This is a genomic window from Erythrobacter sp. (genome assembly GCF_023653175.1).
Taxonomy (GTDB): Bacteria; Pseudomonadota; Alphaproteobacteria; order Sphingomonadales; family Sphingomonadaceae; genus Erythrobacter.
The window spans coordinates 1-18,780 of the sequence record NZ_JAMNXL010000057.1 but is presented as its reverse complement, the minus strand read 5'-3'; the positions used below and the strand labels follow the sequence as shown (position 1 = coordinate 18,780).

Annotated in this window: 19 protein-coding genes; 8 read left to right on the top strand and 11 right to left on the bottom strand. The window is 67.9% G+C overall.

Annotation, left to right across the window (positions count from 1 at the left end):
- Positions 1–118: 118 nt before the first annotated feature.
- The 7 genes from NBV68_RS08475 to NBV68_RS08445 form a co-directional block, all read right to left on the bottom strand.
- Positions 119–1,504, bottom strand: coding sequence for a 50S ribosomal protein L11 methyltransferase (locus NBV68_RS08475; RefSeq protein ID WP_296308801.1), 1,386 nt, complete (start codon positions 1,502–1,504; stop codon positions 119–121).
- Between the two features lie 76 nt (positions 1,505–1,580).
- Positions 1,581–1,973, bottom strand: coding sequence for a gamma-glutamylcyclotransferase family protein (locus tag NBV68_RS08470; protein ID WP_296308799.1), 393 nt, complete (start codon positions 1,971–1,973; stop codon positions 1,581–1,583).
- 1 nt (position 1,974) lies between these two features.
- Complete coding sequence (gene hisN / locus NBV68_RS08465; RefSeq protein ID WP_296308798.1) at positions 1,975–2,745, bottom strand: histidinol-phosphatase; 771 nt, start codon at positions 2,743–2,745, stop codon at positions 1,975–1,977.
- A complete protein-coding gene (locus tag NBV68_RS08460; RefSeq protein ID WP_296308796.1) occupies positions 2,742–3,089 on the bottom strand; it encodes a ribose-phosphate pyrophosphokinase in 348 nt (115 codons plus the stop codon). The genes hisN and NBV68_RS08460 overlap by 4 nt, the downstream gene beginning before the upstream one ends.
- A 45-nt stretch (positions 3,090–3,134) precedes the next feature.
- The gene (locus NBV68_RS08455; protein WP_296308794.1) at positions 3,135–4,070 is read right to left on the bottom strand and encodes a ribose-phosphate pyrophosphokinase; all 936 of its coding nucleotides are present in this window, start codon (positions 4,068–4,070) and stop codon (positions 3,135–3,137) included.
- 161 nt (positions 4,071–4,231) lie between these two features.
- A complete protein-coding gene (locus NBV68_RS08450) occupies positions 4,232–5,602 on the bottom strand; it encodes a family 16 glycosylhydrolase (RefSeq protein WP_296308792.1) in 1,371 nt (456 codons plus the stop codon).
- Between the two features lie 521 nt (positions 5,603–6,123).
- Positions 6,124–6,732, bottom strand: coding sequence for an HNH endonuclease (locus NBV68_RS08445; RefSeq protein WP_296308790.1), 609 nt, complete (start codon positions 6,730–6,732; stop codon positions 6,124–6,126).
- Between the two features lie 144 nt (positions 6,733–6,876).
- Between NBV68_RS08445 and gluQRS the strand changes: the two genes are divergently transcribed.
- From gluQRS to NBV68_RS08420, 5 genes are all read left to right on the top strand, one after another.
- On the top strand, positions 6,877–7,707 hold the full coding sequence (gene gluQRS / locus NBV68_RS08440; RefSeq protein ID WP_296308788.1) for a tRNA glutamyl-Q(34) synthetase GluQRS: 831 nt from the start codon (positions 6,877–6,879) through the stop codon (positions 7,705–7,707).
- A gap of 24 nt (positions 7,708–7,731) precedes the next feature.
- Entirely contained in the window at positions 7,732–7,962 is a 231-nt protein-coding gene (locus NBV68_RS08435) for a hypothetical protein (protein WP_296308786.1), read from the top strand.
- A 12-nt stretch (positions 7,963–7,974) separates the two neighbouring features.
- A complete protein-coding gene (locus NBV68_RS08430; RefSeq protein ID WP_296308785.1) occupies positions 7,975–8,550 on the top strand; it encodes a cob(I)yrinic acid a,c-diamide adenosyltransferase in 576 nt (191 codons plus the stop codon).
- Positions 8,551–8,641: 91 nt separating this feature from the next.
- Positions 8,642–9,511 (top strand): 3-hydroxyacyl-CoA dehydrogenase NAD-binding domain-containing protein, encoded by an 870-nt coding sequence (locus tag NBV68_RS08425; protein ID WP_296308803.1) that lies wholly within the window; start codon positions 8,642–8,644, stop codon positions 9,509–9,511.
- A gap of 112 nt (positions 9,512–9,623) precedes the next feature.
- Positions 9,624–10,052 carry a hypothetical protein gene (locus tag NBV68_RS08420; protein ID WP_296308783.1) on the top strand — a complete coding sequence of 143 codons (429 nt, stop codon included), beginning with the start codon at positions 9,624–9,626 and terminating at the stop codon, positions 10,050–10,052.
- A 21-nt stretch (positions 10,053–10,073) separates the two neighbouring features.
- Here NBV68_RS08420 and NBV68_RS08415 read toward each other — a convergent pair whose 3' ends face one another.
- Positions 10,074–10,448: a hypothetical protein gene (locus NBV68_RS08415; protein ID WP_296308781.1), complete on the bottom strand. Its 375-nt coding sequence runs from the start codon at positions 10,446–10,448 to the stop codon at positions 10,074–10,076.
- A 59-nt stretch (positions 10,449–10,507) separates the two neighbouring features.
- Positions 10,508–13,144: a DNA mismatch repair protein MutS gene (gene mutS, locus NBV68_RS08410; protein ID WP_296308779.1), complete on the bottom strand. Its 2,637-nt coding sequence runs from the start codon at positions 13,142–13,144 to the stop codon at positions 10,508–10,510.
- Between the two features lie 151 nt (positions 13,145–13,295).
- On the opposite strand from mutS, the gene NBV68_RS08405 reads away from it, so the two are divergent.
- Positions 13,296–15,569 carry an NADP-dependent malic enzyme gene (locus NBV68_RS08405; RefSeq protein ID WP_296308777.1) on the top strand — a complete coding sequence of 758 codons (2,274 nt, stop codon included), beginning with the start codon at positions 13,296–13,298 and terminating at the stop codon, positions 15,567–15,569.
- The gene (locus tag NBV68_RS08400; RefSeq protein WP_296308774.1) at positions 15,559–16,701 is read left to right on the top strand and encodes an aminotransferase class V-fold PLP-dependent enzyme; all 1,143 of its coding nucleotides are present in this window, start codon (positions 15,559–15,561) and stop codon (positions 16,699–16,701) included. Before NBV68_RS08405 ends, NBV68_RS08400 begins: the two co-directional genes overlap by 11 nt.
- Positions 16,702–16,706: 5 nt before the next feature.
- On the opposite strand, the gene NBV68_RS08395 is transcribed toward NBV68_RS08400, so the two are convergent.
- On the bottom strand, positions 16,707–17,207 hold the full coding sequence (locus NBV68_RS08395) for a DUF892 family protein (RefSeq protein WP_296308772.1): 501 nt from the start codon (positions 17,205–17,207) through the stop codon (positions 16,707–16,709).
- A gap of 140 nt (positions 17,208–17,347) precedes the next feature.
- Between NBV68_RS08395 and NBV68_RS08390 the strand changes: the two genes are divergently transcribed.
- Positions 17,348–17,746, top strand: coding sequence for a hypothetical protein (locus NBV68_RS08390; protein WP_296308770.1), 399 nt, complete (start codon positions 17,348–17,350; stop codon positions 17,744–17,746).
- On the opposite strand, the gene NBV68_RS08385 is transcribed toward NBV68_RS08390, so the two are convergent.
- The gene (locus NBV68_RS08385) at positions 17,743–18,726 is read right to left on the bottom strand and encodes a glycoside hydrolase family 43 protein (protein ID WP_296308768.1); all 984 of its coding nucleotides are present in this window, start codon (positions 18,724–18,726) and stop codon (positions 17,743–17,745) included. The two genes, NBV68_RS08390 and NBV68_RS08385, sit on opposite strands and share 4 nt — an antisense overlap.
- Positions 18,727–18,780: the final 54 nt, after the last annotated feature.

Here is an 18,780-nt window from a genome sequence, read left to right as displayed (position 1 = left end):
ACCGGCCATGGCAGCCCTTGTCGCCAGGCTGGCTGATTGATTCGTGTCGGTGAAGTGCGCGCGCTTAGGCGGGAGTGGCGCGAAAGGCAAGGGGGGAGACGCCGCCGCCTTCCCGCGATCAGGCGGCGTTGGCCCGCGCCGCGGCCGACGCCAGCTCCAGCGGGCGCAGGATCAGCGTCACCCGGTCGTGCCCCGCGGCAAGGTGCAGCACATCGCCCGCGCGCACCGCGATCGGCTGCGGGAAGGCATGCAGCACCTGCAGCCAGCCGCCATCACTATAGCCGTCCGGGTGATTGTCAAAGGTGATGCCCTCGGCCAGATCGACCTGCATCCACTGTACGATCCCCGCCGCGACCCCGTCGGCGAGCACGGGAATGCTGAGCAGTTGCAGATCGGCGGGGTGGGCCTTGCGGGTGAGGTCGATGCGCAGCAGCTCGACATCGCCCGACAGGCGCTTCCAGCCGGTCATGGTGCCGTGGATCGGCAGCTTCTGCGCCGCCAGCGCCCCGAAGGCCGAAATATCGAAGCCCGAGACCTCGCCGACGAACACGTAGTCCTCCAGTAACCGGCTCTCGACCAGGCACCCGATCGCCGCCGCCGCGCGCGGGATGATGATTGCATCGGGCTTGAGCAGCCGTGCATGGGCATCCTCGAAGGTGTCGATGACCTTCTCGGTCAGGAGGTCGCTCGAGAGGATTTCCGAGACGAGGATGTCGGCGCGCTCGGGAAGATGCTCGCCCACCTCCAGCGCTCCCGAGGGAGCGGTGTAGACCATGATGCGGTCGGCAAAGCCGTTCCCGGCGATGATCGCGCGGGCGGTTTCGGCAATCGCCGGCACCATCTCGCAGGCGGTGACCGATTGCGCTCCGGCGCGCGCGGCCATCATCGACAGGAGCCCGCTGCCGGTGCCGATATCGAGCACCCGCGCCTCTGGCCCGCGCGCGGCAATCGCGGCGATGATCGCCGCCTCGAAGGCATCGTTGCGGCGCGTGTCGTTGAGCATGGGGATATGCCAGAAGGGCACCAGCTCGGCGCACAGGCGGCGGATCTGGTGCTCGATATGGATGTTGCCCGGCTGGAGCGCGAGCGCCTCGCGGAACTTGGCGAGCGCCTCGTGCTTGCGCCCCGCATCGGCGAGGAACACCGCGAGGTTGTTGGCGCTGACGGCATTGGCGGGATTGGCCGCGCAAGTCGCTTCAAGCGCGGCGATGGCGCGGTCGCGTTGGCCGGTGCGGGCGAAGATCAAGCCTGTCTCGTGCAGCGCGACGTCATGCGCGGGCTCGATCGCCAGCAACCGCTCCCACAGCGCCAGCGCCTCCGCATCCGCACCGCGCTGGGCGAGCATCCCGGCGAGGATCGGCAGCACGTCGGCGAGGCGGTAACCGGCCTCGATAACCATCGCATAGCCCGCTTCGGCGGCGGCGAGGTCACCCGCCTCGTGCAGGCGCAGGGCGTCTTCAAGGATGGTACGGGCACCGTCGATGGATTTGAGCTGCTTGGTCATGATGTCTCCCGGACCGCCTGATCGGCCGCTGCTTGCGGGTTATTAACCAAGCTGCTTAAGAGTCTGCCGCGCGCGGCTAGGGGTGTTTCCCGAAGGGAGGGTGGCCGGTCTCGGCCAGCCAGCGCGCGAAATCGCCATGCGGGATCGGCAGGGCGCCGGGCGGGAGCGGCGCGGCCCAGAGATAGGCCTCGGCCATGATCGCCTCGCCCGCGCACTGCACGGGGATCGGGCGGCGGGCGTAGTCCGCCCCCTCGAAGGCGTCGACCGCCGCCAGTTCGACTGTGTCGCAAGGATGCAAGGCGCCGCTGACCATCCCCTCGCCCGGCACCAGCGCCGGATACCAGCCCTGCGGATCATCGATGGCGAACAGCGCGCCGCTGGCGCTCGCCGCCCGCCCGGGGCCGATACCGGCCAGGAAAGGCCAGTCGCCCAGGCCTTCCCGCAGCACACCGTAGACGAACAGGTGCACCCTACCCCATCGCCTCGAGCACATCCTCGAGCCGCGCCGGATCGCCGAGCGCGATCACCGTGCCGTCGGAGCCTGCGTCGAGCGGGTTGCCCTGCCAGTCGGCCATCATTCCCCCTGCGCCCTCCACCACCGGCACCAGCGCGGCATAATCGTGGAGCTTCAAGTTCGCCTCGATCACGATGTCGATATGCCCGCTCGCGACGAGGCCGTAATTGTAGCAGTCCCCGCCGTAGACGATCTTGCGCTCGGCGACGCTCTTGGCGACCGACATGAAGGCGTCGGCTTCCTCGTTGGTGAAGGCGTGCGGGCTGGTGGTGGCGAGCACCGCCTCGGACAGCTCCTTCAAGGGGCGGGTTTGCGCGGGCTTGCCGTTGAACAAGGTCGGCTGGCCGATGCGGCCCACCCAGCGCTCGCCGCTCACCGCCTGGTCGATGATCCCGAGCACCGGCCAGCCGTCCTGCAACAAGGCGATCAGCGTGCCGAAGATCGGGCGGCCGGCGATGAAGCTGGTGGTGCCGTCGATCGGATCGAGCACCCATTGGCGGCCCGCGCCCTCGTTGCGGGTGCCATATTCCTCGCCGATGATGCCGTCGCGGGGGAACTCGGCCTCGATCAGGCGGCGCATCGCAGCCTCGGCGGCGCGGTCGGCTTCGGTGACATAGGAGCGGTCGGCTTTCCGCTCCTCGCTCCACTGGCCGCGGAACAGCGGACGGATCGCAGCCCCGGCGAGATCGGCAAGGCGCAGGGCGAGAGCGAGATCGTTATCGGTCATGCGCTCCTCCAATAATCGAAGGCTTCGGCCTGTCGAGCCTGAGTATAGCGCTGCGCCTCCGGCCCCTCCCATTCGCGCGGCAGGTCGTCGTAGACCCCAGTGCGGGAGACGAACCAGCCCTGCCCCGGCAGCCCGTCAGACTGGCGCACCACCAGCACTGCGAGCCCCGGTTCGCCCGCCACGCGCCCGTCCTCGTCGATCCGGTCGAGCACCTTGCACAATGCACGCATCAGGGGCCGGGTGAAGGCGTGGCCGAGGATGTTCAGCAGCGCGCCATAGGTGAAGGTCTCCCGCGCGCGCGCCGCCGCGATCAGCAGGGCGCGCACTTCGGCAGGATCAAACACGACAGCAAAGACGCGAGCCGCGCAGCGGCGAGCGCCCCCTCACCATCAATCGAACAGGCTCGAGACCGAGCTCTCATCGGCAATCCGCCGGATCGCTTCGCCCACCAGCGGGGCTATCGGCAGCACGCGGATGCGATCGGAAGCTTCGGCGGCCTCGGTCGGCCGGATCGAATCGGTGATGACGAGCTCCTTGAGGCTCGACCCGTTGATCCGCGCCACCGCGCCGCCCGAGAGCACCCCGTGCGTGATATAGGCCGCGACCGACTTGGCGCCGCCTTCCAGCAGCGCCTCGGCCGCGTTGCACAAGGTGCCGCCCGAATCGACGATGTCGTCGATCAGGATGCAGTGGCGGCCGGAGACGTCACCGATGATGTTCATCACCTCGCTCTCGCCCGGCCGGTCGCGGCGCTTGTCGACGATCGCGAGCGGCGCGTTGTCGAGGCGCTTGGCCAGCGCGCGGGCGCGCACCACGCCGCCGACGTCGGGCGAGACCACCATCAACTGCTGGTCGCCATAGCGCGCCTGGATGTCGGCGGCCATCACGGGGGCTGCGTAGAGGTTGTCGGTCGGGATGTCGAAGAAGCCCTGGATCTGCCCGGCGTGGAGATCCACCGCCAGCATCCGGTCTGCGCCCGCCTCGGTGATCAGGTTCGCCACCAGCTTGGCCGAAATCGGCGTGCGCGGGCCCGGCTTGCGGTCCTGCCGGGCATAGCCGAAATAGGGCACCACCGCCGTGATCCGCTTGGCCGAGGCGCGGCGCAGCGCGTCGATGCAGATCAGCAGTTCCATCAGGTTGTCGTTGGCCGGGAAATTGGTCGGCTGGACGACGAAGACGTCCTCCCCGCGCACGTTTTCGTGGATCTCGACGAAGACTTCCTCGTCGGCGAAACGCCGCACGCTGGCATCAGTGAGCGGGATTTCGAGATAGGCCGCGATCGCCCGGGCGAGCGGCAGGTTCGAATTGCCGGACATGATCTTCATGGAAACGCGAATCCCCGTTGGCGCAGACACTGCCCGCCTAGCGATGCGTCATGGAAATGCAACGCGGGGCTCATGGTTCTCGTCAGACAAGACGCGGCGGCGGGCAAGGAGAAGACCCGCCGCCGCGCTCGCCCCCATGGGAGGCGCCGGGCGCTTGTGCCTCAGCCCGGCACCTTCCACACCGCAAAGGACCTGACCCTCATCTCTGCGGTGCCGCCGGTGTAGTCGCCGGTCTTCTTGACCGCGACGTTCATCAGCGGGAACCAGGTCGTGCCCTTGAACGGATTGACCGTCTGGTAGGTCTCCTTGCCGTCGACGAACCAGGTGATGAAATCGGGCGCGATGTCGACCGCGAAGCGGTGGTAGCTGGTGTCGAAGCCCGACAGGCCATAGGCGTTGGCGGCATTGACCTGCATCAGCGCGGTGAAGCTGCGCTTGCCGTTGGCGCCGCCGTGGATGTTGCCGCTGATGTTCTTCGAGAAATTCCAGCCGCTGCCGTAGCCGAAGCCTTCGTAGACATCGATCTCCGGGGGCCAGCCACTCGTGGGAAGCAACCACAAGGCCGGCCAGCCGCCGCGGCGGTTGGGCATCATCGCGGTCCATTCGTACTGGCCGTATTGCAGCTGGGTCGCGGGCATCCGCTGGCCGGTGAGCATCGCCGCGCCGTGATGCCAATAGGTGTTGTCGTGCAAAATCGGGCTGGCGAGCTGCTGGCTGCGGATCACCACCTCGCCGTTCTCGATGGCGAAAGGCGGCATGGCGGTCGGGTGCAGGCCGGGATCGAGATAAAGGCCGGTCTCGGCATTGCCCGGCTGGGTGCGGCCGTGGGGCAGGCGCGTGCGCCACGCCTCGGCAGAGCCGGCATCGCTCCACGTCACCTTGGCGGGATCGAGCTGGTAGGCGAGCGCGCCGCTCGGCGCGAAGGTCCGGGCCTTGCGGAAGCCGCCGGTCTTCGCCACCCCTGCCTTCGCGCCCACGACGGCGGTCACCCTCGCCGAGGAATTGATCACGCCCCCGCCGACCACCCCTTCAGGCAGGATGATGTCGAAGCTGCGCCCGGCGTCCATGTTGACCAGCGGCACGCGCACCGTCTGCTCGAGCGGGTCGCCCGGACGGAAGAACACCGTGGTCGCGACCTTCTGGAAATGCCGCCCCTCGATCCCGGCCAACGTGCCCGTGCCGTTGCGGGTCATCACCCGCACGATCACCGTGTTGGGGGTCTGGCGATTTATGCGGATCGGCACGAAGGCCTCGCTCGCGCCCACCGGCACGCTGACAGTCCCGATGCTGACCGCGGCCTTGGCGGGGTAGACCGTCCCGCCCTTGAAGTCGAAGGCGGCAAAGGGATTGGTCGTTGTGGTCGCACCCTCGGGCAATCCGTTGGCGGTCGACGCCACCTTGCCGCCTGTCGGCTGGACGACCGTGACCGGCTGCGCGGCGTCGGCAAGGCTCGACTGCGGCGGCGCGGCCTCGTCGCCGCCACAGGCACTCAGGAACGATACGGTGAATGCAAGAGAGACAAGGTGTTTCATGGGACAATCCTCCGGTTGCCCCGTCTTGATGGAGCCCGGAATCCTGATCCGTCAATGTAATCCACATTAAAAACACGGTGAGTTGTGAAGTAACCTGCGTTAGCAAACGAGAATAGATTCGTAATTACTCATTTGATAAACGGCTCGTCGCAGCTTCTATAAAGAAGAAGCTCGAATTGTGTCTTTTGGTGGTGATCTGAAGCGAATCACGGTTTCGGCTCTGCGCTCAGACCATCTCGCGAATCACACCCGGTGATGTGTAACGTCATCGCCAAAACGCAAATCGGCAGACTGCAGCCATCGAGAGATCCGTTGAAACCGCCCGTTTCCTACAGGCGCGCCGGGCGCTACGCTGGCGAGTGGTTCTTTCGCATGTCCGAAAAGGGTGGTCGCAGGACCACAGCGCGCGATTTCTCTCGCGCATCCCTTGTCCGTCCTCTTTGGCGGTGCAGACACAAACCGTTGATCAGGATCGCAAAAATCAAGCCGGCCAAAGCGGACACGGTGTAACCTTTGTCCGCCTAAGCTTCGAGTTCGACGTCCCAGTACAGCCAGTCGCGCCAGGTTTCGTGGAGGTAGCCCGGCGGGAACAGCTTGCCCGCCTGTTGCAGCTGCCACGAGGTCGGACGGATCGGCGCCTGATGCAGCGGCATCGCGGCCTGCTTGGGCGTGCGCCCGCCCTTCTTCATGTTGCAGGGCGCGCAGGCGGTGATGATGTTCTCCCACGTCGTGCGCCCGCCGAGGCGACGCGGGACCACGTGATCGAAGGTCAGGTGATCGTGGCTGCCGCAATACTGGCACTGGAAGCGGTCGCGCAGGAACACGTTGAAGCGGGTGAAGGCGGGAAACTCGCTGTGCTTCACATATTGCCGGAGCGCGATGACGCTCGGGATCTTCATGTCGAAGCTGGGCGAGTGCACCTCGCGGTCATAGCTCGCAACGATGTCCACCCGGTCGAGGAACACCGCCTTGATTGCGGTCTGCCACGGCCACAGGCTCAGCGGGTAATAGGACAGCGGGGTGTAATCGGCGTTGAGCACCAGCGCCGGGCAGGCCGACAGATTGCGCGTCGGGTCTTCATCGACCCCGCGGAACTTCGCCACTCTCTCGATCAGTTCGGCATTGAACACGACGCGCGTTCCTCCCTGATTGACCTCTATCCTGACGTGGCAGGGCAAAGAGTCAAACCCGTGACAGGGTGGCTATCCACAGGGACACGCTGTGGACAGCCTGTGGATAGCGCAAGAAAATGACCTGTGGCATGGGCGTTTGCGATGGATCGCCCCGCCCCGCCCGTGACCCGTTTCGCGCCGAGCCCCAACGGGCACCTGCACCTCGGCCATGCGCTGTCAGCGATCGTCGCACATGATCTGGCGAAGGCCGGCGGCGGTCGATTCCTGCTCAGGATCGAGGATATCGACGGGCCGCGCTCCCGCCCCGAACTCGCCGAGGAATTCCGCCGCGATCTGGAATGGCTGGGGCTCGAATGGGATGAGGTGCCCGCCCAGTCGACTCGCCTCGCCAGCTATGCCGCGGCCGCCGCAGCGCTGAAGGCGCGCGGCCTCCTCTACCCCTGCACCTGCACCCGCTCCGAGATCGAGGCGGCAGGCGCGCTACCGGGAGCAGACGGCCTGATCTACACGGGCGCCTGCAAGCACCGTCTGCCCGACCCCGCGCGCCCCGCGGCATGGCGGCTCGATGCGGAGAAGGCGCTGGCGGAGACCGGCTCGCTGGTTTGGGACGATGCGCTGGCGGGCCCGCAGCCGGTCGACCTTGCCGGCCTCGGCGATGTCGTGCTCGTCCGGAAAGACCTCCCCGCCAGCTACCACCTCGCGGTAACGCTCGACGATGCGGCGGACGGCGTGACGCTGGTGACGCGCGGCGCCGACCTGTTCGCCGCCAGCCATGTCCACCGCACCCTGCAAGCCCTGCTCGCCCTGCCGGTGCCGCGCTGGCACCACCACCCGCTGCTCCTCGGCCCCGACGGCGAGAAACTCGCCAAACGCCGCGGCTCGCCGGCCCTTGCCGAGCGCCGGATCGCAGGCGAGGACGGACGCGTGCTTGCGCAGCAACTACGCATGCAACTTTTGTCACTTGGAACCTGAGCCGCCAGCGTCCATTTAGGGCTCATGACCTATGTCCTCATCCCCGCGCTCCTGATCCTCATGGGTCTCACCGCCTTCTCGCTGGTCAAGGGCATCATCGCCTTTCTCCAGACCACCAAGATCGACCTCGAGACAGGGGAGGGCAGCACCGCAACCGACATGCAGCTCGCCCAGAACAAGGCGATGTTCGCGCGCATCAAGTATCAGGGGCTGGCGATCGCGGTGGTCGCGGTTCTCCTGGCGGTGTCGCGCTAAGCCCACCGCGCCATGGTCAAACTCAACCGGATCTACACCCGCACCGGGGATGACGGGACGACGGGGCTTGTCGACGGCTCGCGCTGTCCGAAGCACTCGGCGCGCATCGCCGCCATGGGGCTGGTGGACGAGGCGAACTCCGCCATCGGCCTTGCTGTCTGCGCGCTTGATGACGAAGCGACACGCGCGCTCCTGACCCGCGTCCAGAACGACCTGTTCGATCTGGGCGCTGACCTCGCCACTCCCAGCGCTGATGGGGATTTCGCCCCGTCAGAGATGGTGCTGCGCATCGTCCCCAGCCAACCGGAATGGATCGAGACCCAGATCGATGCGCTCAACGAACGCCTCGATCCCCTCACCAGCTTCGTCCTGCCCGGCGGGAGCGAGGCAGCCGCGCGCGTGCATGTCGCCCGCGCCACGACCCGCGCCGCAGAGCGCTCGATGGTCGCGCTGGCAGCCGAGGACGCGGTCAACCCGGCCGCGCTCGCCTATATCAACCGCCTTTCCGACCTGCTCTTTGTCCTCGCCCGGGTGGCGAATGATGACGGGCGGAAAGACGTGAAGTGGGTGCCTGGCGCCAATCGCTAGCCAAATAGGCTGCTAGCCAGCCGCCATGTTCCCCGCTAGGGCGGCATCCTTGCTGCACCTGCGAAGGAACCAAGCCCCAATGTCCAGCCCAATGCGCAACATCGCCGTCATCGGCGCCGGTCAGATGGGCACCGGCATCGCCCAGACCGTCGCGGCCAATGGCATGAAGGTCATGCTGACGGACGTCGACTTGCCCCGCGCCGAGGCCGGCAAGGTGGCCATCGAGAAGGCGCTCGCCAAGCTCATGGGCCGCGGCAAGATCGAGGCGGAGGAGGCGGAAAAGCTGCTCGCCCGCATCACCCCGGTCGCCGATTACACTCCCTTCGCCGAGGCCGACCTCATTATCGAGGCCGCGACCGAGCGCGAGGAGATCAAGAACGCGATCTTCGCAAAGGCCGGCGAAGTGCTCGCCAAGGACGCGATCATGGCGTCGAACACCTCCTCGATCCCGATCACCCGCATGGCCAACCACTCGCCCGATCCGGCGCGCTTCATCGGCTTGCACTTCTTCAACCCCGTCCCCGTGATGGGCCTCATCGAAGTGATCCCCGGCCTTGCCACCGCGGCCGAGACCACCGACCGCGTCACCGCCTTCGCGCGCGGGCTCGGCAAGGAAGTTGTGCTGAGCCAGGACGAGCCCGGCTTCGTTGTCAACCGCATCCTCCTGCCGATGATCAACGAGGCCGTCTTCGTGCTCGGGCAGTCGACTGCGGGGATCGAGGATATCGACAAGGGCTGCCGCCTCGGCCTCAACCACCCGATGGGCCCGCTGCAACTGGCTGATTTCGTCGGGCTCGACACCTGTCTCGACATCATCAAGGTGCTCTACAAGACCACCCGCGACAGCAAGTATCGCCCCGCGCCGTTGCTGGTGAAATATGTCGAGGCCGGCTGGCTCGGCCGCAAGACGGGCCGCGGCTTCTACGACTACACGGGCGAGGCCCCGGTTCCCACCCGATAACCTCCCCACGCGCTGACCGGGCGCAAGCCCGGTGCATCTGGGCGCGGCTCGGCGCAAGGCATGGCAACAATCGGCGCTCCTTGCGGGTTAGGCCCGGGGAAGGAGAGCCCCCATGCCCAAGCCCGATGACACCGCGATCCCCGGCCACCCCGCAGGCCCGCCTCCCGAGGCGCATAATGACGAGCAGGACCCGCGCGGCACGCAGGCTCAGGACGTCGCCGATGCGGCGCGGCGCGAGGACAGCCACACCGCGAGCCCGCTCGAAAGCACCAAGCCGCCCGCCAACGACCACGACCCCGCCCCCGCCAGCAAGGGCGACCTCATCGACGAGATGCGCCGCATGGAAGGCGAAGGCCGGATCGACATGTCCGCCTTCTCCGGCGAGCCCAACCATGATGACGAGCCAGGCACCTTCGGCGGCGAAACCACCGACGACGATGACGGCGACTGGCTCACCGCCGATGGCGAGGAGCTGACCGAAGAGGAGCTCGAAACCCTGCTCGACACGGACGGGAATGAAGGCGCCGACGAGGAGGAATGACCACCCCGAAAGGCCCGGCGCCTATTGCGGCATTTCCTTGTCGGGAATGAACTGCTCGGCGGATGCGGCCCCCGGAGGCGCGACCACGGCAGTGGGAGCCAGCGGCGCGGTCATCGGGTTGCCGGCATTGGGATCAGACGCGGTCGGTGCCGTGGGCGCTGCGGCGTCGGGGTTGTATTCCCCGAACACCGAAGGCGGCGCCCTGGGCTCACTTTGCGCTCCGATAGCACCCTGCGTGCCGCCCGCCAGCAGCCCGCGCTGCGATTCGGACAGGCTCACCGCGCGCGTCACCAGCCCGCCATTGCCCTGCGGACCGATCATCGCCGCCGCGCCGAGCACGATCAGCACCACGAAGGCAAGCGCCATACGACTGTTCTGGAACAGAAGCCTCATCATGCCGCGCGCATAACAGGCGCGTGGTTAAGCCTTGGTTGAAATCGGCCCCGCGCCGAGGCTCAGCGTGGCAGTCCGCGCTTCCATTCGTAGAGCAGGTCGAGCGCCTCGCGCGGGGTGAGCGCGTCGAGATCGGCGGCCCTCAGCGCCTCGGCGAGCTGCTGTTCGGGGCTCGCCGGTTCGGGCTCGGCCGGGCGAAGGTTGGCGAACAGCGGCAGATCGCCGAGCCCCGCCGCGATTCCCCCCGTCGCCTCGCGCGTGGCTTCGAGCTTGGCGAGCACCGCCTTGGCGCGGGCGACCACATTCGCAGGCACCCCGGCGAGCCGCGCGACGGCGAGGCCGTAGGAGCGATCCGCGGGGCCGTCGGCCAGTTCATGCAGCAGCACCAGATCGCCCTGCCACTCGCGCGCGCGGACATGGTGCAGGCTGAGCGCCTCGCAGGTCTCCGCCAGACGCGCAAGCTCATGATAATGTGTGGCAAACAGACAGCGGCAGCGAATCTGCGAATGCACCGCCTCGGCCACCGCCCAGGCCAGCGCCAAGCCGTCATAGGTGGAGGTGCCGCGCCCGACCTCGTCGAGGATCACGAAGCTGCGATTGGTCGCCTGCGCGAGGATCGCGGCGGTCTCGACCATCTCGACCATGAAGGTTGAGCGCCCGCGCGCAAGGTTGTCCGCCGCGCCGACGCGGCTGAACAACCTGTCGACGAGGCCGATACGAGCCGCCGACGCAGGCACAAAGACCCCCGCTTGCGCCAGCAACACGATGAGGGCGTTCTGGCGCAGGAAGGTCGACTTGCCGCCCATGTTCGGCCCGCCGATCAGCCACAGCCGGTTGTCGTCGGCGAGGTGGCAGTCATTGGCCACGAACCGCTCGCCGGTCTTCGCCAGCGCCGCTTCGACGACCGGATGGCGACCGGCGGTGATCGCAAGCCCTGCGTCCTCGGCGATCTCCGGGCGGCACCAGTCGCCCTCTGCCGCACGCTCGGCATTGCCCGCACCGACGTCGAGCCGCGCCAGCGCGGCGGCGGTCGCGGCGATGCTCTCGCGCAATGCGATCACCTCCGCCACCAAAGTCTCGAAATGCGCTTCCTCGCAGGCCAGCGCATGGCCCCCGGCCTCGGCAATGCGGGCGGCTTCCTCATGCAGCTTCAACGAGTTGAACCGCACCGCGCCTGCCATCGTCTGCCGGTGGGTGAAGCCGCTGTCGGGCGCCATCAGCGCATCGGCGTGGCGCGCGCTCACTTCGATGAAATAGCCGAGCACCCCATTGTGACGGATCTTGAGCGAGGCGATGCCCGTCTCCTCGCGGTAGCGCGCCTCCATCGCCGCAATCGCGCGCCGCGCATCGCCCGAGGTGGCGCGCAGCTCGTCCAAGGCGGCGTCATAGCCATCGGCGATGAACCCGCCGCCCGAACGCTCGGTCGGGGGTGAGGGGACGAGCGCGCGGCTCAGCAGATCCGTCAGCGCGCCATGCCCGGTCAGCCGCGCAGTCACCTTGGCGAGCAGCGCCGGGCAGTCGGTCGCGCCCGACAGCCAGTGGTGGAGCCGCGCCGCCTCTGTGAGCCCGTCGCGCAGCTGGCCGAGATCGCGAGGGCTCCCCCGCCCCGCCACCACCCGCCCGAGCGCGCGGCCAAGATCGGGGACGGCGCGCAAGGCTTCGCGCAATTGCGCTCGCTCGATGGGCCGGTCGCGCCAGAACTGCACCAGCGCCAGCCGCGCCTCGATGGCGCTCACGTCGAGCAAGGGCGCGGAGAGATCCTCGGCCAGCAGCCGCGAGCCTGCGCCGGTCACGCAGCGATCGACCGCGCCGATCAGGCTGCCGGCGCGCCCGCCTTGCGCCGATTCGAGGATCTCGAGGCTCCCGCGCGTCGCCGCGTCCATCGCCATGGTGCTGGCGGTTTCGCGCACCACCGGGGGCAGCAGCAGCGGCAGACTCCCCCGCCCGACATGATCGAGATAGCTGACCAGCCCCCCTGCCGCGCTCAACATCGCGCGGGTGAAGCTGCCGAAGGCGTCGAGCGTCGCGACGCCGTGGACGGCCTTCAACCGCTCGGCACCTGCATCGCTGGCGAAGGCGGTGCGCGGGCGATAGATGGCTTCGTCCGGGCCGTGCTGCCAGTCCTCGGGCACCACCACCTCGCTGGGCGACAAGCGCGCCAGCGCCGCGCCGAGCTGATCGCCTTCGCATTCCTCCAGGACCACCGCGCCCGTCGAAACATCCACCGCGGCGATCCCCACCGTGCCGCGCAACTCGGCCAGAGCGACCAGCACATTGGCCCGGCGCGGCTCGAGCAGAGCCTCCTCGGTCAGCGTCCCCGCCGTCACCAGCCGGACAATCGCGCGGCCCACCAGCACCTTGGACGAGGGCAGCCCCTCACGCTTGGCGCGCGCCTTGGCCTCGTCGGGCGTCTCGACCTGCTCGGCGATCGCCACCCGGCAGCCGGCCTTGATCAGCCGCGCCAGATAGCTCTCCGCCGAATGCACCGGCACCCCGCACATCGGGATCGGCGCGCCGCCATGCTCTCCGCGAGTGGTCAGCGCGATGTCGAGGATCGCTGCGGCGCGCTTGGCATCCTCGAAGAACAGCTCGAAGAAATCGCCCATGCGGTAAAACAGAAGTGCATCGCCCGCTTCCTCCCGCAGGCGCAGATATTGCGCCATCATCGGGGTGGGTTTCGGATCATCGCGCGCGGCCATGTCATCGCCTAGCGCGCCGCGGCCCGATTCGGGAATGTCGGGACTTGCAGCTTTCCCCGAGCGTGCTTGCGATAAATCGCCTATCGCATCGGCCGCGCGCCCGCTAAGCGAGGCACGGATTACGTTACGGACGAATAGGGGATCGGGCATCATGGCCGAAGAGAACGGCACCCAGAACAAGGGTGGCTTCACCGCGCGCGAAGCGCTGTTCTATCACGAGACGATCCGCCCGGGTAAGCTCGAGATCGTCGCCACCAAGCCGATGACCTCGCAGCGCGATCTCAGTCTCGCCTATTCGCCGGGCGTCGCCGTGCCGGTCGAAGCCATCGCCGCCGACCCCTCGCTCGCCGCGCGCTACACCGCCAAGGCCAACCTTGTGGCGGTGATCAGCAACGGCACCGCGATCCTCGGCCTTGGCAACCTGGGCGCGCTCGCCTCCAAGCCGGTGATGGAGGGCAAGGCGGTGCTGTTCAAGCGCTTCGCCGATGTGGACTCCATCGACATCGAGCTCGACACCGAAGACCCCGAGGCCTTCATCAACGCGGTCGCGCTGATGGAGCCGACCTTTGGCGGCATCAACCTTGAGGACATCAAGGCCCCCGAATGCTTCATCATCGAGGCCGCCTTGCGCGAGCGGATGAAGATCCCGGTGATGCACGATGATCAGCACGGCACCGCGATCATCACCGCCGCGGGCCTGCTCAATGCCTGTCACATCACCGGGCGCGACTTCAAGGACGTGAAGGTGGTGGTCAACGGCGCGGGCGCGGCAGCGATTGCCTGCACCGCGCTGATCAAGGCGATGGGCGTGCGCCACGAGAACGTGATCATGTGCGACCGTTCCGGCCCGATCACCCCGGGCCGCGAGGGGATGGACCAGTGGAAGAGCGCCCACGCGGTCGCCACCACCGCCACCAGCCTCGAAGAGGCGCTGGCCGGCGCCGACATCTTCCTTGGTCTCTCGGCGGCAGGAGCCCTGAAGCCCGACTGGGTGAAGAAGATGGCCGACCGGCCGATCATCTTTGCCATGGCCAACCCCGTGCCCGAAATCATGCCCGACGAGGCCAAGGCCGTGCGCCCCGACGCGATCATTGCCACCGGCCGCTCGGACTTCCCCAATCAGGTCAACAATGTCCTCGGCTTCCCCTTCATCTTCCGCGGCGCGCTGGACGTGCAGGCGACCACCATCAACGAGGAGATGAAGGTCGCCGCAGCCCAGGCCATCGCCGAGCTCGCCCGCCAGCAGGTGCCCGAGGAAGTCGCGAGCGCCTATGGCAAGAACCACAAGTTCGGCACCGACTACATCATCCCCGCCCCCTTCGACCCGCGGCTGATCGAGGTCGTCTCCTCCGCTGTGGCCAAGGCGGCGATGGACTCGGGCGTGGCGCGGGCGCGGATCGAGGATTTCGACGCCTACCGCATGCAGCTGCGCAGCCGCCTCAACCCGACCACCTCGGTGCTGAGCGGTGTCTATGAAGTCGCCAAGTCCAACCCCAAGCGGATGGTCTTTGCCGAGGCGGAAGAGGAAGTGGTGCTGCGTGCCGCGATCCAGTTCCGCGATTTCGGCTACGGCACGCCTATTCTGGTGGGCCGCACCAAGGCGGTGCTCGACAAGCTCCACCAGCTTTCGGTCGGCGATCCGGGCAGCTTCGAAATCCAGAACTCGGCCGACAGCGAGCATGTGCCGGCGATGGTCGCGTTCCTCTACAAGCGCCTCCAGCGCCGCGGCTATACCGAGCGCGACGTGCGGCGCATGGTCAACCAGGATCGCAACGTCTTCGCCTCGCTGCTGGTCGCGCTTGGCCATGGCGACGGGATGATCACCGGCATGACCCGCACCTTCGCGCAAACCGTGCGCGAGGTGAACCTTGTGCTCGATCCCAAGGGAGGCTGCCTGCCCTTCGGCATCCACATGATGATCGGCAAGAACCACACCACCTTCCTTGCCGACACCACCATCAACGAGCGCCCCGATGCCGCCGCCCTCGCCCACATCGCCAAGGAGACCGCGGCGGTCGCCCGGCGCATGGGGCATGAACCGCGGGTGGCGTTCCTCAGCTATTCGACCTTTGGCAACCCCTCGGGCCAGTGGCTCGACAATATCCGCGCGGCCGTCGCGATCCTCGACAAGGAGGATCCGGGCTTCGAGTACGAGGGCGAGATGGCGCCCGATGCGGCGCTGAACCCCAAGGTGATGGCGCTCTACCCGTTCAGCCGCCTGTCGGGCCCGGCCAATGTGCTGATCATGCCGGGGCTGCAATCGGCGAACCTCTCGGCCAAGCTGCTGCGCGAGCTGGGCAGCAATGCCACCATCGGCCCGATGATGATCGGGATGGAAAAGCCGGTGCAGATCGTGCCGATGACCGCGAGCGTTCCCGATGTGCTGACGCTGGCGGTGCTGGCGGGCGCGGGGGTTGTGGGCTGACGCCTCGATGATCGCCTGCCAGCGCGACCGTTTCGTCATTCCGGCGGACGTGCACTACCTCAACTGCGCCTACATGGCGCCGCTTTCGCATGACGTGATTGCGGCAATGGACGAGGGCGCGCGGGCCAAGGCGAGCCCGTGGCGCTACAAGCCGGCGGATTTCTTCACCGTGTCCGAGCATTTCCGCGAGCGCGCGGCGAGCCTCGCCGGGGTGCCGCAGGATTGCGTCGCGATCGTCCCCTCCGCGAGCTACGGACTGGCGGTGGCGGCGGCCAACCTGCCGCTCGGGCGCGGGCAGGAGGTGGTGACGCTGGCGGGCCAGTTCCCCTCCAACGTCTATGTCTGGCAGGATCTCGCCGCGCGCTGCGGCGGACGCATGCGCATAGTCGAGCGGCCCTCGCAGGATTGCTGGACCGCTGCGGTGCTGGACGCGATCGGGGCCGACACCGGCATCGTCGCCGTCCCGCATTGCCACTGGGCGGACGGGCGGGTGGTCGATCTGGTCGCGGTCGGTACCAAGGCGCGCAAGCTGGGCGCGGCGCTGGTGCTCGATCTCACCCAGTCACTGGGCGCAATGCCGCTCGATTTCACCGCGGTCGATCCCGACTTCGCGGTCGCGGCCTGCTACAAGTGGCTGATGGGGCCCTATGGGACGGGGATGCTCTACGTCGCCCCGCGCCACCTTGCGGGCCGCCCGATCGAACACAACTGGATCAACCGCGCGGGCTCGGAGGATTTCGCCCGGCTGGTGGACTATCGTGAGGATTTCCAGCCCGGCGCGCGGCGTTTCGACATGGGCGAGAAGGCGAACCCGCCGCTGCTGATGGGCGCGAGCGCGGGGCTCGATTTTCTGCTGGAGTTCGGCGTGAAGGCAATTGCCGAGACCCTCGCCGCCCAGACCGAAGCGATCGCCGCACGGGCGGCGATGCTGGGCATGGAGGCGGCGCCGCTGGGGGTGCGCGCCCCGCATTTCCTGTCGCTCGGTTTTGGCGGCGATGTGCCCGCGGGCCTCACCGAGCGCCTCGCCGCGCGCGAGATCTACGTCTCGCTACGCGGCCAGTCGCTGCGCGTCACCCCGCACCTCTACAACAACGAGGCCGACGCCGACGCGCTGATCGCTGCGCTCGGCTGAGCGCCTCAGGCTTCGGCAGCGGCCGGATTGACTTCGCCCGAGGCGATCGCGGTCATCTTCTTGTCGCCGCCGCGGGTGTCCTCGAGGCACCGGGCGAGCACGCCCGCGTCCTCCTCCAGCCCGAGCTTGCGCGCGAAAGCGGCCAGCGTGCCGTAACCCGAGATGCCGTAATGCGTCATGCGCTGGTACTGCGCAATGATCGAGGCGTCGCGCACGTCCTCATCGGAGAAGTCGGCCTCCACACCGTGGGCGCGGGCTTCGGCGACGAGGCCTTCCATCCCCCGGCAATGCTCGCCGCGCGGGTTGGCGTCGTGGCCTTCTATCAGGCGCTTTATCTCGCTCATCCCCTCCTCGATGCCCTCGGCCCCTGCCGACAGCGCCTTGCGCAGTTCGGCCGAGTGCGCCGCCTCGTGCAGTTCCCGCGTCGCCTTCACCGCCTGGCGGTTGGCGCTGTAGAGATCCTGAAGCTGGTCGACGTAGAGGTCCTTCAAGGTGCTGATCGTCATAGTAATCGTTCTCCGGTCAAAGGGTTGCGCCCCCGCGTTGCAGCGCTTGTGGCCGAGCGGGCGGGGCGATGCCCCCACATGGGTGTGCTATTCTCCTGCGAGCCCGACGAGGCGCGGGGGCTTTGCGGCGGAGCGAGAGGATGAGTGGAGCAGGAAGGGTGATGCGGGCGGCGGCGAGTTACTGGGCCGTGGTGTTCGCGCTCGGCTTCGTGCTGGGCACGGTGCGGGTCTTGTGGGTGATCCCGCGCATTGGGCTGGTGCCGGCCACCTTGCTGGAACTGCCGCTGATTCTGGCGGCGAGCTGGTTCGCGGCTGGCTGGCTGGTGCGGCGCTTCGCCCTCGCGGCTGGCGGCGAGGCGCTGGCCGCTGGCGCGCTGGCCTTTGCTATCCTGATGGTGGCGGAGTGCGCGCTGGCGGGCGTGCTCTCAGGCCAGAGCCCGGCGCAGTGGGTGGCGGGCCTCGCCGAGCCCCACGCGACGCTTGGGCTGGCGGGGCAGGTGCTGTTCGCGCTGATGCCGTGGTGGCGGGCGCGGGGCTAGTCGGCGACCACCGGCCAGCCATCGCGCCACACCAGCGGCGCGGTGAGCATGATGCGGCGGGTGTTGACCTCGTCCTCGGGGCGGGTGCGCGGGCGGGCAGCGTCGACCGCGTGGTAGAGGATGAGGGTCTCGCCGTCCGCCTCAATCACGGCATTGTGCCCCGGAGCGATCCAACCGGGCGAGGCTTCGAGGATTACGCCACCGTTGTCGGGCTTCACTTCGAAGGGCCCGGTCGCCGAGCGCGAGCGCGCCACCATCACCGCGTAGTGCGCCTTGGGCCCGCAGCAATTGTCGCCCGAGAAGAACAGGTAATACCAGCCCTCGCGGTAAGTGACCCAAGCGCCTTCGACCAGGCGGCGGTAGTTTGCAGGATCCTCGGTCGGGACCGGTGCGACGAGGTCGATCGCCGCGCTGCCGGGGGCGAAGGCGAGGCCGTCGGGCCGCACCTCCTGTACCTTGATGGGGCCGAAGCCCGATCCCCAGTAGAGCAGCCGCTTGCCGGTCTGCGGGTCATCGAACAGCATCGGATCGATATTGACGAAGCCGGGGCCGCAGAGCAGCGGCGTGCCGGTGTCGGTGAAGGGGCCCTCGGGCCGGTCGGCGGTGGCGACCGCGAGGCACAGGCCCTGCGCCGGGTCGGCGAGCGCGGCGTCGGGCTTGGCTGAGTAGTAGAGCAGATAACGCCCATCGACCTCGGCGACATGCGGCGCCCAGAAGTCCTGCGTCTTGCTGGCCCACGCGGGCTTTGCGGGGAGCGCATCGCCGAGGTGCTGCCACGCGCGCAGATCGGGCGAGCGGGCGATCTGGATGTTGACCATCCGGCCCTCAACCTGCGCCTGCGTTGCGTAGGCGTAGTAAGCGCCATCTTCGGCACGCAGCGCGGCGGGATCGGGGAAGTCGCCGTCGAGGGCGACGCGCGGTTCGACCGTGGCACAGCCCGCCAGCAGCAGCGGGAGCATGGCAAGCTGGAACCGGATCATCGAAGGCCTCCGCGCGCAAAACGACGCTGCCCGACCTCAGTTATATGATTTATT

Excerpts from the sequence above, each read along its gene's own strand:
- NBV68_RS08455 (WP_296308794.1), bottom strand. The coding sequence starts at position 4,070 with ATGAAGATCATGTCCGGCAATTCGAACCTGCCGCTCGCCCGGGCGATC.
- gluQRS (WP_296308788.1), top strand. The coding sequence starts at position 6,877 with ATGGATCGCCCCGCCCCGCCCGTGACCCGTTTCGCGCCGAGCCCCAAC.
- NBV68_RS08425 (WP_296308803.1), top strand. The coding sequence starts at position 8,642 with ATGCGCAACATCGCCGTCATCGGCGCCGGTCAGATGGGCACCGGCATC.
- hisN (WP_296308798.1), bottom strand. The coding sequence starts at position 2,745 with ATGACCGATAACGATCTCGCTCTCGCCCTGCGCCTTGCCGATCTCGCC.
- mutS (WP_296308779.1), bottom strand. The coding sequence starts at position 13,144 with ATGGCCGCGCGCGATGATCCGAAACCCACCCCGATGATGGCGCAATAT.
- NBV68_RS08415 (WP_296308781.1), bottom strand. The coding sequence starts at position 10,448 with ATGATGAGGCTTCTGTTCCAGAACAGTCGTATGGCGCTTGCCTTCGTG.
- NBV68_RS08385 (WP_296308768.1), bottom strand. The coding sequence starts at position 18,726 with ATGATCCGGTTCCAGCTTGCCATGCTCCCGCTGCTGCTGGCGGGCTGT.
- NBV68_RS08395 (WP_296308772.1), bottom strand. The coding sequence starts at position 17,207 with ATGACGATCAGCACCTTGAAGGACCTCTACGTCGACCAGCTTCAGGAT.
- NBV68_RS08450 (WP_296308792.1), bottom strand. The coding sequence starts at position 5,602 with ATGAAACACCTTGTCTCTCTTGCATTCACCGTATCGTTCCTGAGTGCC.
- NBV68_RS08420 (WP_296308783.1), top strand. The coding sequence starts at position 9,624 with ATGCCCAAGCCCGATGACACCGCGATCCCCGGCCACCCCGCAGGCCCG.
- NBV68_RS08390 (WP_296308770.1), top strand. The coding sequence starts at position 17,348 with ATGAGTGGAGCAGGAAGGGTGATGCGGGCGGCGGCGAGTTACTGGGCC.
- NBV68_RS08475 (WP_296308801.1), bottom strand. The coding sequence starts at position 1,504 with ATGACCAAGCAGCTCAAATCCATCGACGGTGCCCGTACCATCCTTGAA.
- NBV68_RS08435 (WP_296308786.1), top strand. The coding sequence starts at position 7,732 with ATGACCTATGTCCTCATCCCCGCGCTCCTGATCCTCATGGGTCTCACC.
- NBV68_RS08405 (WP_296308777.1), top strand. The coding sequence starts at position 13,296 with ATGGCCGAAGAGAACGGCACCCAGAACAAGGGTGGCTTCACCGCGCGC.
- NBV68_RS08430 (WP_296308785.1), top strand. The coding sequence starts at position 7,975 with ATGGTCAAACTCAACCGGATCTACACCCGCACCGGGGATGACGGGACG.